This window comes from Pseudoalteromonas ulvae UL12 (assembly GCF_014925405.1).
GTDB lineage: Bacteria > Pseudomonadota > Gammaproteobacteria > Enterobacterales > Alteromonadaceae > Pseudoalteromonas > Pseudoalteromonas ulvae.
On record NZ_AQHJ01000033.1, the window covers coordinates 239,256 to 255,040 of the forward strand.

The window sequence follows — 15,785 nt, forward strand, 5'->3', positions numbered from 1 at the left end:
CGTTATTCTCATTAAAAGAAGAGGTAAGCGAACCTTACCTCTTTATTCTGGTTATAGGCTTTTAAAAGCCATAGTTGAAGGTAATTCCTGCGACTTGAGGTTCGCCATACTGAACATAAGTATGGGTTTCATAGCCATCTCGCGGATCGTTACCAAACTCAAAGCCACGGACTGCATAGTCTTTATCAAAGACGTTGCGTGCCCAAACACTCACTTCCCAATCGTCACGTTGATAGGCGACTCGCGCATTGACGAGGTTGTAGCTATCCGATTTTGAATAATGGCTATCAGAGAAGTAATAATCATCTTTCCCTTCGATGCCAATATTCGCTGATATGTGATCGGTTAAGATGTAATGAGCATTGAAGGCATATTGATATTTAGGCGCTTGCGCTTGCTCGTCACCATCTTTATCTAAACCAGATGAAGTGACAAAGTCCTTAATTTTGGTTTCGAGATAGCCGACACTGCCTGTGAGACTGATGCGGTCGGTGATCTGGTACGAGCCATCAATTTCTAAGCCGTAGTTTGTGCCTGAGCTTGCGTTATCGAGGTAACCTGCAAATTTCTGCCCTGATACTTTCCAATTTTTAAGCTGGATGTCTTCACGGTACATATAAAATGCAGTTAAACGCAGGACTGTGCGATTATCTCGAGAGGTACCTTTGACACCAAACTCGGCATTCCAGAGGTATTCAGGATCAAAGTAATGATTACTCGGATCAATTTCGAGGCCTTCGTCTTGTGCTTTGGCTAATGCTTCTCCATTGACTCCGCCAGCTTTATAGCCGCGTGATAGGCTGGTATAAATCATGGTGCGGTCTTTGACATCATGTTCAATCGCTAATTTTCCGCCAAGCATAGTATCAGAAGTCGTATCGTTGACAGTATTATTGTCTTGATAGTTCCCTTCGTAATGCTCCAAGCGCAGCCCTGAAATTAAGCGGGTTTGCTCATCAAGGTTATGAATATATTGACCAAATAAAGCAAAGTTTTCTGTTTTATAAGCTGAAGTAAAATCTTGCGATTGCCAAGTATATTGACGCGTTAAATCAACATCACGGCTTTGGTAATAAAGCCCCGAAATCCAACTTTGATCTTTGCCAGAGAAGGTGAGTTCAGCCGTGTGATCAGTACGATCGCGATAATACGCATCTGTAGAGCTATAACCCCAATCATGTAAACCCGCTTCACATAACACAGGTTGCGCTGCATCATTACAGACCCAGTCTTCATCGTAGCTGTACAGAAGTTCTGAATCCATTGCGGTCAGGTTAAATGCGATATCGGCAGAGGCCAAACCCGTATACACATTATTTAATGCAAGCGCTTTACTGAGTTGATTATCTTGCCCTGGCTCATCAGCCACACTGGTGCGGCTATTATCAAGGGTAAAGCCATCGTAGCCGTTATTAATGTCGGTGTAATGTACCGTTGCTAAGCTCGAAAACTCATCGCTCCACTGCTGGGCGACTTTAAAGCGGCCAACGACCTCATCGCGCCCTTGGCTATCTTCAACACCTAAGTACGGGTTGCTAACAAAGCCATCACTTTTTGATTGGTAAACACTACCATGTGCCGCAGTTGATTCTGTTAGGCCTTGGCCAAATGCAAAGCCTGCCTCTGAGCTGTTGTATGTGCCGGCACCCAGTTTAATTTTCAGGTGCTGCTCTTGGGTTGGTTCGGCGGTAGTGATATTAATCATGCCAGCTAGTGCATCGGCACCAAAGCGTGTGCCTTGAGGGCCGCGATAAATTTCGACTTGTTGCGCGTCAAATAATAGTGCCGCGCCACCTAATCCTGAATAATTAATGCCATCAATAATCACGCCGACGGAAGGATTGATCGGGTCAACAAATTGAGAACGCAAACCGACACCGCGAATTTGCACAAAACGACCACGTGATGCACCCGCGGTAAAGTTAACGTTTGCAGCGGCAGCTAAAATTTCATCCAAATAAGTCGCATTGCGTTGGTTAATTTCAGTGTCAGTAAACAAAGATGCGCTGGCACTAAGCGTTTGGATGCTTTCATTTTTGAAATCACCATTAATTACAACACGTTCAATTTCGCTTTCATCAGCAAGGAGTGGTAATGAGATTGCTTGACTGATCGCGATGGCTATTAAAGAGGTACGTAGATTCATTAAAGTTCACTTGTCCTTATTTGAGGGCTGTAGTGTATTAAAAAGTCAGTATTTTATAAAGGTAATGCATACCCAATTCAGAGCTTGTCTGGCTATGTTATATAATTAAAACGTATTGTTAGCATTATACTCATTAGCAATGATTATGGATTGCTTTTTGAGTCGTTGCTATACAGTCGTCATACCATGTGCAATCAATTAGTGTGTTATAAAGCCTAAAAACTCAAACAGAGAACCCTAATGAGCTTCCGAATAGACTTAAAAGTGCGTGATTATGAATGTGATTTACAAGGGATTGTAAATAATGGAGTGTATTTTAATTACTTAGAGCATGCTCGTCATGAATTTTTACATGCCAATCAAATTGATTTTGCCAAACTTGCAGCCGATAAAATTAATCTAGTGGTGATCCGCAGTGAAATTGATTTTAAAGCGTCGTTAATGCCGGGTGATGAGTTTTATATCCTTGTGACACCAAAGCGTACATCGAAATTGAAATTTGCGTTTGAGCAGCAGATTTATCGCACTCGTGACGATAAGCTGGTGGTTTCGGCTGTGATCATTGGTACTTCGGTGAATGAGCGAGGGCGTCCGTTTGTTTCAGCCGAAATCGATCAGGTTTTTCCATTGCAGATAGAGTGATTGAATATCTGTGATTATTCAGTGTGAGTCGTCACTTTTATAAACTTAAGCTGATTATCGCCATTAAGCATTAAGGTGTCTTGGTTGAGTTTAAGAGTTGAGGTGTGACTCAACATTGAAAAAAACAATTGCTCCAACTCATTTATCTCTGTAGAGCAACTTTTTCGAGTCATACCCAGTTGCTCAACACGAAAACCATCATCACTGATAATGCCTTGGCCAAAAAATTGATTACAACCTGCAAAACCATTGACTCGCATGCCTTCGTTAAAACGCAATGTGAGTGTTGGATTAGCGAGAGTATGTTGATCAACACTCATTAGTTGAAAAGTGTGCGGTGTTAACTGTTGCGTGATAGTCGTTTGAGTCGATTGGCAACCGATTAAAAAAAACAGAGAAAAACAGACAATAATGGCGGCTAATTTCATGAAAAGACTCAAAATTGGAACGAAATTAGATCATAGCAACTTTTTCATCCTTCTGCTGTGGCAATTTAGTTAATGATTTGCAGCAATTATTTAGGGACTGTTGATCTTTCGTGATGATTTTTGCAGCGAATTGTTGGGTATTTATACAAGGCAGCGCTTTTGTGGTGTAGCGAGCTACACGAAAAAGCGATAACGCCGTAGAAATAGCCAACAAACGCTGCCCGAAGGATTCGGCTAAAAGCGCATTTCTCTTTGTTGAGCAGTATTTGCTTAGAATGACTAGGCTACACACAGCTCGGGGCGATAAAAACGCTTTTATCTCGAACAAAATTTAACCACGAAAGATCAACAGCCCCTAACCTAGTAGTAAAAGATTATTTGGATAATTGAATTTTTCTCCCTTGCGTCTCAAATTGAGGATCAGTACACTAAGGTCAGTTACTTGTCGGAGTGCCAATGTTAGTAATCTAACGGAGGCTGAGATCGCGAAAGCGGGATCCGTGAACCTGAACAGACTCATATCTGCGTAGGAAACAAGCTGCCCTCATTCGGGTGTGTTTGTGCACTCGAAAAACGTGCACTCTCCACTAAAATGATGCAATGACTTCGGTCACCTTGAACCTTTTTTCAGTGTTTATGCACACATCTTGAAAGCCAAAGATCTCTGACAAGACCGTCATTCATATTTAATGAGGTGCGTCATGTCACAAAATAACAGCAATGCAAGCAAGCCTTCTCGTCGCGAAACGCGTCAGGCTGCGTCAGATTTTATCTATAACTTAACCGGTCAACCTTTCCCAAATTCTGCCAAAGTGTATGTCGCTGGTGAGCAAAAAGGGGTGAATGTTGGTATGCGCGAAATCACCTTAGGCGATAGTTTCAAAGGTGGTACAGAAGACAATCCAATTTTAGAGAAAAACGATCCGGTGCGTGTGTATGATACTTCAGGCCCGTATACCGACCCAGATTTTACCCTTGATGTTCGCCATGGTTTACCCAAATTTCGTGAGCAATGGATACAAGACCGCAACGATACCGAGTTACTCGATTCAGTCACCTCACAGTTTTCGCAGCAACGTATGGCTGACGAAGGGCTCGATCATATTCGTTTTGAACATTTACCAAAAATTCGCCGCGCTGTAGCGGGTAAAAATGTCACGCAAATGCACTATGCGCGCCAAGGGATTGTCACGCCTGAAATGGAATATGTTGCGATCCGTGAAAATATGGGCCGTGCACAATTGCGCGAGGAAATTTTGGCGCAGCAGCATGCTGGTGAATCATTTGGTGCCAGTATTCCTGAATTTATTACCCCTGAATTTGTTCGTGATGAGATTGCCCGTGGTCGCGCGATTTTACCAAACAATATCAATCACCCAGAATCAGAGCCGATGATTGTCGGGCGTAACTTTTTAGTCAAAGTAAACGCTAACATTGGTAATTCATCAGTCACTTCATCAATTGAAGAAGAAGTTGAAAAACTAGTCTGGTCAACCCGCTGGGGCGCCGATACCGTGATGGATTTATCAACCGGTCGTTATATTCACGAAACCCGTGAATGGGTGGTGCGTAACTCGCCAGTGCCAATTGGTACCGTGCCAATTTACCAAGCACTTGAAAAAGTAAATGGCGTGGCAGAAGACCTAACGTGGGAGATTTTCCGCGATACCTTGATTGAGCAAGCGGAGCAAGGTGTTGATTACTTTACGATTCATGCTGGGGTGTTATTGCGCTATGTGCCAATGACCGCAAAACGGGTGACCGGTATTGTTTCTCGTGGTGGTTCAATCATGGCTAAATGGTGTTTGGCGCATCATAAAGAAAACTTCCTCTATACGCATTTTGAAGACATTTGCGAAATCATGAAGCAATACGATGTGTGTTTTTCCCTTGGTGATGGCCTGCGCCCGGGTTCAATTGCCGATGCAAACGATGAAGCGCAGTTTTCTGAATTGCGTACTTTAGGTGAATTAACAAAGCTTGCATGGAAACATGATGTGCAAGTGTTCATTGAAGGGCCTGGTCACGTGCCAATGCACATGATTAAAGCCAACATGGAAGAGCAACTTAAGCATTGTGACGAAGCGCCGTTTTATACTCTTGGTCCACTGACGACTGATATAGCGCCGGGTTATGATCACATCACTTCAGGCATTGGTGCCGCGCAAATTGCGTGGTATGGCTGTGCGATGTTGTGTTATGTCACGCCAAAAGAGCATTTAGGTTTACCGAACAAAGAAGATGTAAAAGAAGGACTTATAACCTACAAAATAGCGGCTCATGCGGCGGATTTAGCCAAAGGCCATCCGGGGGCGCAAGTGCGTGATAATGCGTTATCTAAGGCGCGATTTGAGTTTCGTTGGCACGATCAGTTTAATCTTGGACTTGATCCGGATCGCGCCCGAGAATATCACGATGAAACCTTGCCGCAAGAGTCCGGTAAAGTGGCGCATTTTTGCTCGATGTGTGGGCCTAAGTTCTGCTCAATGAAAATCTCACAAGAAGTTCGTGATTACGCTAATGATCTCGAAGCCCGTGGCATAGATCCTAATAATGCAGGGGACGCCATCACCATTAAAATGATTGATGTTGAAGCGGAAATGAAAGCTAAATCAGAAGAGTTTAAACAAACTGGCTCTGAGCTTTATCACCCAGTTGGCTAACTAAGCGAGCAAAACGATGAAAAAACACATTGCGATTGTTGGTTTTGGCTTAACGGGGCGATTAGCTGCGCTGCAGTTAGCGGATGAGTTCTCGCTCAGTATTTTTGAAGCCAGTGACTTTGATGCAAGCCAAAGCGCAGGAGCAGTAGCTGCCGCAATGCTTGCACCACTGGCTGAATCTGTGCTTTGTGAGCCTGATTTGGCGGAACTTGGTTTGCAATCTATTGCCCGTTGGCCTGAGATTATCAAGCACTTAAATGGTGATGTGTTTTTTCAACAACAAGGTGCGCTGATTGTTGCGCATCAACAAGATTTTGCCGACTTACAACTCTTTTCCAATCGCTTAAAGCCTCTGCAGCAGCAACAAGCACAATGGCTGAACGGCGAGCAGATCAATCAATTAGAACCTGGATTGGGTCTGCGTTTTCAAAAAGGGATGTTTTTACCTTGCGAGGGGCAACTCGATAATACTGCTTTTTATCAAGCGAGCTACCAGACCTTATTGCAAAAAGAGATTGAATGGTTTTTTGGTCAGCAGGTGGCCATCGATGGTCAGCAGGTTGCAGGAAAAAGCTTTGATTTAGTGATTGATTGTCGAGGCTTGGGAGCAAAATCACAATGTTCTGGGCTTCGAGGAGTGCGGGGCGAAGTCGCCCGCGTGCATGCTCCAGAAGTAACGTTATCACGGCCTGTGCGCTTGATGCATCCTCGTTATCCTATTTACATAGTCCCCAAACCGAATCATGAGTTTGTGATTGGTGCGACAGAAATAGAATCTCAAGATGAACGTGCTGTGACGGTGCGCTCAACCCTAGAGCTGTTATCTGCAGCTTATACGATAGATTCAGGGTTTGCGGAAGCGCAGATCTTGAGTTTAAAAAGTGGCCTAAGACCGAGTTTTGTCGATAACCGACCACAGATCACGCTCGATCAGCAGTTAATTTGTATCAATGGTCTCTATCGGCATGGGTATTTGTTGGCGCCTGTGCTAGTGGATGAAGTAGTGCGTCAAGCTCGTCATCGGTTGCTCGAATCAGATTTTGTGCCAGCCAGTGAGCATATCGCTGAGTTGGTAACATGGATAAAGTAAACAATAACATGAATATTATCTTTAACGGCCAAGTGCTGACTTTGGCGACATCAGAGATTAATTTAACTCAGTTACTCCAACAGCAAGGGGCGCAAGAGCCGTTTGCTGTTGCGGTCAATCAAACATTTGTGCCACGCAGTCAATGTGATGGCTATCAGCTCCAAGCTGGTGATAGCGTTGAACTTCTTTCGCCTATCCAAGGGGGATAACGATGGCGTTACTGGATAAACCTCTGACAATTTATGGTAAAACACTTAGCAGCCGCTTGTTTATCGGCTCTGCTTTATATCCTTCTCCACAAGTTATGCTTGATTCAATTGAGGCATCGAATGCTTCTGTAGTAACTGTGTCATTGCGTCGTCAAGGCACCGTTGAGGCTGGGGCTGATTTTTGGCAGCTGATCAAACAAACAAAGCGCGATATTTTGCCTAATACTGCCGGGTGTTACAACGTTAAAGAGGCAGTAACCCTAGCGCAAATGTGCCGGGAGGTGTTTCAAACCAATTGGATTAAGTTGGAGTTACTGGGCGATGAATATAACTTACAGCCCGATCCCATTGCACTGCTTGAAGCGACACGGATTTTAATTGCAGATGGGTTTGAAGTATTGCCCTATTGCACGGATGATTTAGTTATTTGCCAAAAATTAGTTGAGCTGGGCTGTGAAGTACTCATGCCATGGGGCGCGCCGATTGGTACAGGTAAAGGGTTGCTGAATCCTTATAACTTAAAAGTGATCCGCGAGCGCTTGCCGAATACCACTTTATTGGTTGATGCCGGGTTAGGTTTACCATCGCATGCCTGCCAAGCAATGGAAATAGGGTATGATGCGGTATTACTTAATTCTGCCGTCGCACAAGCGGGCGATCCGGTTATGATGGCAAAAGGGTTTGCTGCAGCGGTAGCTGCTGGTCGCGCAGGGTATTTAGCGCAAGCGATGCCAGAAAAAGAACTCGCAAAACCATCGACGCCAACATTGGGCATGCCATTTTGGCATCAGAATTAAACAGCATTAACGTCGTATTTATATGATCAAATTGGTAAGAGTGAGCAGTTAATTTTGAAAAGTATTATTTGGACAATCGCAGGCTCAGATAGTAGCGGTGGTGCAGGGATCCAGGCTGATATCAAAGCAATCGAAAGCTTTGGTGGTCATGCATGTACCATTATTACTGCGTTAACAGCGCAAAATAGCATGGGTGTCGACGCGATTAATGCGGTGAGTATTGAGGTACTTGAATCACAATTTTCAGCCCTAGAAAGTGATATGCCTGCTAACGTCATTAAAATAGGCTTGCTGGCGAATGTTCAACAGGTTGAGTTTATTGCCGCTAAATTGGCGCATTTTAAAGCGCAATGGGAAACACCTCCTCTTGTGGTATATGACCCTGTTGCAGTGGCATCAAGCGGCGAAGCTCTGACTGAAGACGACATTATTCCTACACTCAAAAGTACTTTGTTACCGCTGGTGGATGTGATTACCCCAAATACACAAGAAACACAAATTCTGACTGGGCATTACTTAATCGGTCCCAGTGCTGTACGTGATGCCAGTGAAGCGTTTTTTAATCTGGGTGTTGGTGCCGCTATGATTAAAGGCGGACATTGGGATTATCCGCAAGGTTATTGTATTGATTATTGCGCAGTGCCAGGTCAAGAGTATTGGTTAGGAAATGAAAAAATTATTGCGCCCCATAGCCATGGTACAGGGTGTAGTTTTGCATCAAGTGTTGCAGCTTGCTTGGGGTTAGGTTATCCGCTCAAAGATGCGTTTATTTTAGCTAAAGCCTATATTAATCAAGGATTAAAAGTATCGGTTCGTATCGGTCAAGGTATTGGCCCTGTATCTCACTGTGGGTTTCCCCAAAATTTAGCTGATTTCCCCGAAGTCATTGAGGCGGGAAGTTGGTTAGGTAAAGAGTTGGAGTTAGAGCCTTGGGATCGCCCTGTCATTTCAGGTTTTGCGGCATCAGAAACCCAGCAACTAGGGTTATATGCTGTGGTTGATAGTTGTGAATGGCTCAAAATATGCCTTGAAAACGGCATTAAAACCGCTCAGCTGCGAATTAAAAATAGTGAGGCGCCAGATTTATCCGAGCAAGTGAAAACCGCCATAGCGTTAGGGGAAGAGTTTAGCGCACAGGTCTATATCAATGATCATTGGCAACTGGCTATTGAGCACGGTGCGTATGGAGTGCACTTGGGCCAAGAAGATCTCGATAGCGCTGATTTAGCGGCGATTAAACAAGCTGGTTTGCGACTTGGGTTATCGACTCATGGTTTTTTCGAAATGCTCAGAGCGCATAATTATCAACCGAGTTATTTAGCGTTTGGCGCGATTTACCCAACAACGACTAAAGATATGACAGGTCAAATACAGGGGCTTGAAAAGCTCAAACATTTTGTACCACTCATGGAGGACTATCCAACCGTCGCCATTGGCGGAATTGACTTGGCACGAGCGCCAGAAGTGGCGGCTACTCAGGTTGGTAGTGTTGCCGTGGTCCGTGCCATTACAGAAGCGGCAGATCCTTCGCAGGCAATCAATTTGTTACAAGCAGCTATAAAAAGACAGCACTAACGTTGATGACAGTATTATCAGATAAAGAACAAGTGAGATACAGTCGCCAGTTGATGCTGGCGCATGTCGGCTTTGAAGGGCAGCAACGCCTCAAGCAAAGTCGTGTACTGATTGTTGGTGTGGGAGGGCTCGGCTCGCCCGTTGCTTTATATTTGGCTGCTGCGGGGGTGGGTCATTTAAGCTTGGTTGATGATGATAAAGTGGACTTATCCAATCTGCAAAGACAGATCCTGTATAAAATTAATCACCTTGGACAAGGGAAGGTATCTGCAGCAGCAAAAACGTTGACCAGTGTGAATAATCAAATAACAATCACGAGCGTATCAGAGCGCTTGTCTGAACAAAATGCACATTCGTTGATTGGTGATCATGATGTTGTTCTCGATTGCAGCGATAATTTCAACACTCGTTATTTAGTTAATCGGGTTTGTGTTGCTGCGCACATTCCTCTGATTTCAGGTGCGGCGATTGCCAATAAAGGGCAGTTGATTTGTGTGGATAACCGCCAATCTGACCAAGTGGGTGGGTGCTACCAATGTGTTTTTCCACCTTCAGATGCTGAGACAGCCCTCAATTGTAGTAATGCTGGCGTATTTGGGCCTTTACTCGGTGTGATAGGCTCGATGCAAGCACAGCAATGCTTAAACTATTTGTTAGGGCATGCATTTTCAAACTGCTTTATTGCGTTTGATGCACTAAATTTTCAGCAGTCTCGCTTTGATTTTAAGCAAGATCCAGCCTGTAAGATATGTAATAAGAAGTAGCTTTACAATTTTTGACAATTAACTGGTAACAGAATGTTTTAATTGTTCTTTAAATGTTATATTTTCATTAATAATTATTTCTATAACATTGGTTCTCTAGGATGGCGTTGCTCAGCCCACTTTTATTGGCAAGCACCTTGTTTATGGCGGGAGTCGAAAACCCCGTTTATTTGGCAAAGTTTGATAATAAACAACAAGAAATACAAACGCGTATTAGCTTTCATCATGCATTATTGACGGATGAAAAAAATGGCATATTACTGCAATTAACAAATGATGAAGTGCTCAAGTTACAAAGTAAAGGGATCACACTGAGCGCCGCTGATGATTTGTGGCAACGAAAAGCAAGAGAGCTAAGTTATCAGCAGACTTCCCTGAATATCCAACAAGCTGGAATCCCCGGTTTTCCTTGTTACAGTACGGTAGAAGAAACATTTGCACAGTTGCAAATGTTGCTTGAACAATATCCGGATTTAACCGACTGGCAAGATATTGGTGACAGCTGGCAAAAAGAGAATGGCGGTGAAGGCTACGATCTTAATGTGCTAAAAATCGGAAATAAAAACTTAGTTAATCCACCTGTGTTATTTATCCAAAGTGGTCTGCATGCACGCGAGCTGGCGACAGCTGGATTGACATTAGATTTTGCTAAATTGTTATTGGAAGATGCGAAAGTCGATGCCGACATTGCTTGGATTTTAGACCGCCATCAAATACATATTCTATTTCAAAGCAATCCTGACGGACGTAAAATCGCCGAAAAAGGGTTCTTACACCGAAAAAACAACAACGAAAACCATTGTGCGAATGGTAACGTAGGTGTTGATCTTAACCGTAATTATTCGTTTGGTTGGAACTCTGTCTCGGGTGGTTCAAGTGGGCAAGCTTGCCAAGAAACATATCGAGGGCCCAGTGCGGGATCTGAACCTGAAGTCGCGGCTATCGAAAATTATGTTAGAAGTCTCTACCCTGATGTACGAGGTCCAAATGACAGCGATGCAGCCCCTGAAACAACACCAGGTTTATATTTAGATATTCACAGCTATAGTCGATTAATTTTATGGCCATGGGGGCATACCAATGCACCTGCGCCAAATCAAGCTGGTCTTGAAGCATTGGGCAAAAAATTAGCGTATTTCAATAAATACATGCCGCAGCAGTCCATTGGCTTGTATGCAACTGATGGTACGTCGGATAATTTAGCTTATGGTGAACTCGGGGTTGCGCACATTACTTTTGAGTTAGGTACTGAGTTTTTTCAATCGTGCAGTTATTACGACACCGTACTAAAGCCTGATAATATCGAAGCGTTACTTTATGCAGCGAAAGTGGTCGAAGCACCTTATTTATTGAGCCAAGGCCCTGATATCGAATCCATCGAAGGACTCAGTACCGAAAATGGTCAGATTCGTATTCAAGCTCGGGCGACAGAGGAGCGTTTTAGTCGATTAAATGGAAATTTAGCGACTGATAATATTGCGCAGGTTCATTTTAGCCTTAATGCTTATCCTGAGGCAGACAATACTCGAATAGCTGAAATAAGTGATGGCAGTGCTGATTCTCCAACTGAAAATGCAATTATTACTTTTGATGAAACTGATTTGATTGACGGGCAAGTTACCTTGTATGTCCAAGCAAAAGATAGTGGTGGGCAAGTTGGGCCTGTTTCTGCGTTTAAAGTTGACACTCGTTTGCCTGAATTAAATGCACAAGTTGAATGTACTGGGGCAAAGTGTGCGTTTAAGACGGGCAATTCGCTAGGGGGCTTCTCATACTTGTGGCGTTTAAGTGACAGTGACAGCCGCACTGAAGCTGAGTTTTTAGCTGTTATGCCGCAAATTGGTGTGAACAAAGTGACGTATCAATTAACCAATCAATTTGGAGTGACGCAAAGTAAAGAGCTTGATGTCCTTGTCGATCAATTATTTGAACCGGTTGCTGATTACAGTGAGTCATGTCAGGAATATGTGTGTCAATTTGATGGTGCGTTGAGTACGGATGAAGATAGTTTAGGGCTTAACTACGAGTGGAAAATAAATGCGAAAGTGGAATCTGAAGCCGCTTCATTCAGCCATGACTTTAGCCAAGCAGGTACGTATGATGTACAGCTTAAAGTCACTGATGAGCATGGCCAAATATCACTAAAAGAAACACAAGTGGTGCTAACAGCTCCAGTGGTCATCGTAGAGCCTCCTGTTGTGGTGGAGCCTCCAGAGAAAAAGTCAGGGGGATCATTTGGTTGGTTAGCTCTTGGTTTTTTGGCTGTGTTTTCTCGATTACGAAAATAAGCTTAAATTATCCATAAAAAAGGTCTGCATCTGCAGACCTTTTTTATGGATGTTAAAACGCGTGTTAAGACTCTTGCAATACTTCTGCAGGGCCTGCTTCGGTGATTTTAGCAAAGGGCTGACCCATTCGGGTGACTGTTTCTGCGACTTCAGAAGGTAAGAATTCAGCGGCATTTTGAGGCCAAGCTAAAATCACGGTAGAGCCCAGTTTAAACCGGCCCATTTCTTCACCTTTTTTCAGAGTGATAGTGTCCGCACCTGATGTGGGGTAATCCCAACTAAAGACTTTTTTCCCTGCTGGTGGAGTAACAGTACCAGCCCAAACGGTTTCAATACTGGCCACAATCGTAGCGCCAACTAATACCATGGCAAGTGGGCCAATTTCAGTCTCAAATATGGCTACAACCCGCTCGTTTCGGGCAAATAAATTAGGGACATTTTGCGCAGTAAGCGGGTTAACTGAAAATAAGTCACCTGGGACGTAAATCATTTTACTGAGTGTGCCATCCATCGGCATATGGATGCGGTGATAGTCTTTTGGTGCTAAATAAATAGTGGCAAATTTTCCGCCTTGAAAAGGAGTGGCAACACTTGCTTCACCGCCTAACAGGGTTTCTAAACTAAAGTCATGGCCTTTAGCTTGTATCAGGCGGTCATCTAAAATATCCCCTAATTGACTTATTTTACCATCAACAGGGTGAGCAATGATGTCGCTCTGAGATGCAATCTGACGTAAGCCTGGCTTGAGCGGGCGAGTAAAAAATTGATTGAAACTTTTATAAGCAGAAGGGCTTTCTTGCTCTGCTTCTGACATATCAATTTTATACTGCTTAATAAATGCTTTGATTAATGCAGTGGTGACAAAGCCAGCCTCTGCTGCGGCTAATTTTCCGACAACACGTGACACTAAGTGCTTTGGCATTGCATACTGCATTGCTATTTTAAATTTATCCAAACTCACGTCGTTCATTCCAAATAAAATTTTGCTAATACTAGCGAAAAATCTGCGCTAGACCAATGTATTTTAGACTCGAGGGTTTCGCGCTCCTGCACGGCCATCTTCCATCGATAATAAAATGCGATGGTAACTATCAAACCGCAGCTCAGTAATTTTCTCACTCTCAAGGGCCTCGATTAATAGGCAACCAGGATCATTCAGGTGTTTGCAATCGCGAAATTTACAACCGCCTAAAAACGCTCGAAACTCTTTAAAACACCAAGTGACGCGATCAGGTTCTAAATGCCATAAACCAAACTCACGGATCCCTGGAGAGTCAATTAAGTTGCCGCCACTGGGTAAATGATGCAAGCGGGAAACGGTGGTAGTGTGCTGACCCAGTCCACTGTTTTGTGATACATCTTGAGTCAGGATTTGGCTATCAGGTAATAAACTATTCACCAATGTTGATTTACCAACACCACTTTGGCCAACAAAAATACTGTTTTTATCGACCAGAACTTTTTTCAGTTCATCAATACCTTGCCCTGTTTTTGTACTAATTAGGAATACTTGATAACCAATATCTCGATAAATATCGAGTATAGAGTTGATATACGTTAATGATTCGTCATCGAGTAAATCGGTTTTATTGAGAATTAAAATTGGTTCAATCCCCATGTCTTCACATGCGACGAGGTAGCGATCGATGATGTTGGGTGTGAACTCTGGTAAAACAGCAGAAACCATTAAAATTTGATCAATATTAGCGGCAACTACTTTCACACCATCATAAAAGTCAGGGCGGGTAAGTTGGCTGGTACGATCTTCTACCGCCTCAATAACACCGGCTAAATCTCCTGTACTTACTTTGGCGCGGCGAAAAACAACGCGATCACCACATACAATGTTACTGACAGTACGGCGAATATTACAACGCAGCACATCACCATTGGATGCTTCAATGTCGGCGTGCTGACCAAAACGACTGATAACTAACGCATTTTCTGTGTCGCCTAAATTATCGTTTTGCCATGAAATATCACTACTCGGGGCTTTTTGTTTTGCCGTATTTAAGCGCTTTTCATGGTTAGCTTGAATCCTTCGGGATTGGCCTTTACTTAGTTTCTTTCGTTTTGTCACTTTTCGCCTATAACTTAAATAAATGGTTTGCTTTTAAAAAAAGCGTTTTATCCATGCTCGAAGCGTAATATGATATATGTAATTGCATTAAATCGAAAGGAAAGCACCGCTAAGGTAATTTATGTCTTTTCATGAATCAAATTTGATTTGGCTAGATCTCGAAATGACGGGTTTAGAACCAAAAACAGACAAAATACTTGAGATCGCGACGATTGTTACGGATTGTGATTTAAATATATTAGCTGAAGGGCCTGTAATAGCGATTCATCAATCTGATGAATTACTTAATGGCATGGATGAATGGTGTGTTAATCAGCATGGGCAATCAGGTTTAACAGAGCGCTGTCGCCAAAGTGTTTTTGACGAGCAATATGCAATTGAGCAAACTATCAAGTTTTTAGAAAAGTGGGTGCCTAAAGGTGCATCACCGATGTGTGGTAATTCAATTGGTCAAGATCGCCGTTTTTTAAATGCGTATATGCCAGTACTTGAAGATTATTTTCATTATCGAAATCTAGATATTAGTACAATTAAAGAATTAGCCAGACGCTGGAAGCCTGACGTTTTAAAGAAAGTTAAAAAGAAAGGTGTACATTTAGCACTTGAAGATATTCATGAATCAATTGCTGAATTGAAGGTTTATCGTACAGAATTTTTCAATCTTTAATTTTTTATAAAAAAGTGCTTGCAAAGCAACTTCTTTATTGTAGAATCTCGCCCCGCTTAGGATGACTCCCTGCGGGGCGTTTTTATAAGCAGTTATCTTATTTAATACCAAATAAATAAGATAACCGTCAGTAAAAAGGTTTTAAATAACCTGTTTGTTTAACTGCACTGCTAAATAAACTTTAACTGACAAATGAAGCGGCACTAGCTCAGTTGCCAGAATGTTAGACGCAACCTAAGGTTGTGCTCCAACGGTCAAATTACTGACTATTTTATGAAGCGGCACTGGCTCAGTTGCCAGAATGTTAGACACAACCTAAGGTTGTGCTCCAACGGTCAAAATACTGACTATTTTATGAAGCGGCACTAGCTCAGTTGGTAGAGCGCAACCTTGCCAAGGTTGAGGTCACGAGTTCGAGCCTCGTGTGCCGCTCCAA

13 protein-coding genes, 1 tRNA gene and 1 riboswitch are annotated in these 15,785 nt (G+C 43.1%); of the genes, 10 read left to right on the forward strand and 4 right to left on the reverse strand.

Annotated elements, in window-relative coordinates:
• Nucleotides 1–61: 61 nt before the first annotated feature.
• Entirely contained in the window at nucleotides 62–2,146 is a 2,085-nt protein-coding gene (locus tag PULV_RS16585; RefSeq protein ID WP_193332283.1) for a TonB-dependent receptor, read from the reverse strand.
• 240 nt (nucleotides 2,147–2,386) lie between these two features.
• On the opposite strand from PULV_RS16585, the gene PULV_RS16590 reads away from it, so the two are divergent.
• A complete protein-coding gene (locus PULV_RS16590) occupies nucleotides 2,387–2,788 on the forward strand; it encodes an acyl-CoA thioesterase (protein WP_193332284.1) in 402 nt (133 codons plus the stop codon).
• A gap of 14 nt (nucleotides 2,789–2,802) precedes the next feature.
• Here PULV_RS16590 and PULV_RS16595 read toward each other — a convergent pair whose 3' ends face one another.
• A complete protein-coding gene (locus PULV_RS16595) occupies nucleotides 2,803–3,216 on the reverse strand; it encodes an META domain-containing protein (RefSeq protein WP_193332285.1) in 414 nt (137 codons plus the stop codon).
• Between the two features lie 436 nt (nucleotides 3,217–3,652).
• Nucleotides 3,653–3,766: riboswitch (TPP riboswitch) on the forward strand.
• Nucleotides 3,767–3,917: 151 nt separating this feature from the next.
• Here PULV_RS16595 and thiC point away from each other — a divergent pair.
• From thiC to PULV_RS16630, 7 genes are all read left to right on the forward strand, one after another.
• Complete coding sequence (gene thiC, locus PULV_RS16600) at nucleotides 3,918–5,879, forward strand: phosphomethylpyrimidine synthase ThiC (protein ID WP_227009430.1); 1,962 nt, start codon at nucleotides 3,918–3,920, stop codon at nucleotides 5,877–5,879.
• Between the two features lie 16 nt (nucleotides 5,880–5,895).
• The gene (locus tag PULV_RS16605; protein ID WP_086744243.1) at nucleotides 5,896–6,969 is read left to right on the forward strand and encodes an FAD-dependent oxidoreductase; all 1,074 of its coding nucleotides are present in this window, start codon (nucleotides 5,896–5,898) and stop codon (nucleotides 6,967–6,969) included.
• 8 nt (nucleotides 6,970–6,977) lie between these two features.
• A complete protein-coding gene (thiS, locus tag PULV_RS16610; protein WP_086744493.1) occupies nucleotides 6,978–7,178 on the forward strand; it encodes a sulfur carrier protein ThiS in 201 nt (66 codons plus the stop codon).
• Between the two features lie 2 nt (nucleotides 7,179–7,180).
• The gene (locus tag PULV_RS16615) at nucleotides 7,181–7,975 is read left to right on the forward strand and encodes a thiazole synthase (protein WP_193332286.1); all 795 of its coding nucleotides are present in this window, start codon (nucleotides 7,181–7,183) and stop codon (nucleotides 7,973–7,975) included.
• A gap of 54 nt (nucleotides 7,976–8,029) precedes the next feature.
• Nucleotides 8,030–9,550, forward strand: a complete 1,521-nt coding sequence (gene thiE, locus PULV_RS16620) for a thiamine phosphate synthase (RefSeq protein ID WP_193332287.1) — start codon at nucleotides 8,030–8,032, stop codon at nucleotides 9,548–9,550.
• A 5-nt stretch (nucleotides 9,551–9,555) separates the two neighbouring features.
• Nucleotides 9,556–10,314 carry a HesA/MoeB/ThiF family protein gene (locus PULV_RS16625; RefSeq protein WP_086744246.1) on the forward strand — a complete coding sequence of 253 codons (759 nt, stop codon included), beginning with the start codon at nucleotides 9,556–9,558 and terminating at the stop codon, nucleotides 10,312–10,314.
• Nucleotides 10,315–10,415: 101 nt separating this feature from the next.
• Complete coding sequence (locus PULV_RS16630) at nucleotides 10,416–12,602, forward strand: M14 family zinc carboxypeptidase (protein ID WP_193332288.1); 2,187 nt, start codon at nucleotides 10,416–10,418, stop codon at nucleotides 12,600–12,602.
• Nucleotides 12,603–12,666: 64 nt separating this feature from the next.
• Here the strand turns inward: PULV_RS16630 and asd are convergent, their stop codons facing one another.
• Together asd and rsgA are read right to left on the reverse strand one after the other, a co-directional pair.
• Nucleotides 12,667–13,563 (reverse strand): archaetidylserine decarboxylase, encoded by an 897-nt coding sequence (gene asd, locus PULV_RS16635; protein WP_086744494.1) that lies wholly within the window; start codon nucleotides 13,561–13,563, stop codon nucleotides 12,667–12,669.
• 63 nt (nucleotides 13,564–13,626) lie between these two features.
• On the reverse strand, nucleotides 13,627–14,682 hold the full coding sequence (gene rsgA / locus PULV_RS16640) for a small ribosomal subunit biogenesis GTPase RsgA (protein ID WP_193332289.1): 1,056 nt from the start codon (nucleotides 14,680–14,682) through the stop codon (nucleotides 13,627–13,629).
• 121 nt (nucleotides 14,683–14,803) lie between these two features.
• Here rsgA and orn point away from each other — a divergent pair, with 121 nt between their 5' ends.
• Both orn and PULV_RS16650 read left to right on the forward strand, forming a co-directional pair.
• Nucleotides 14,804–15,349, forward strand: coding sequence for an oligoribonuclease (gene orn, locus PULV_RS16645; RefSeq protein WP_086744249.1), 546 nt, complete (start codon nucleotides 14,804–14,806; stop codon nucleotides 15,347–15,349).
• Nucleotides 15,350–15,708: 359 nt separating this feature from the next.
• Nucleotides 15,709–15,784: transfer RNA gene (locus tag PULV_RS16650), tRNA-Gly, on the forward strand.
• Nucleotide 15,785 lies beyond the last annotated feature (1 nt).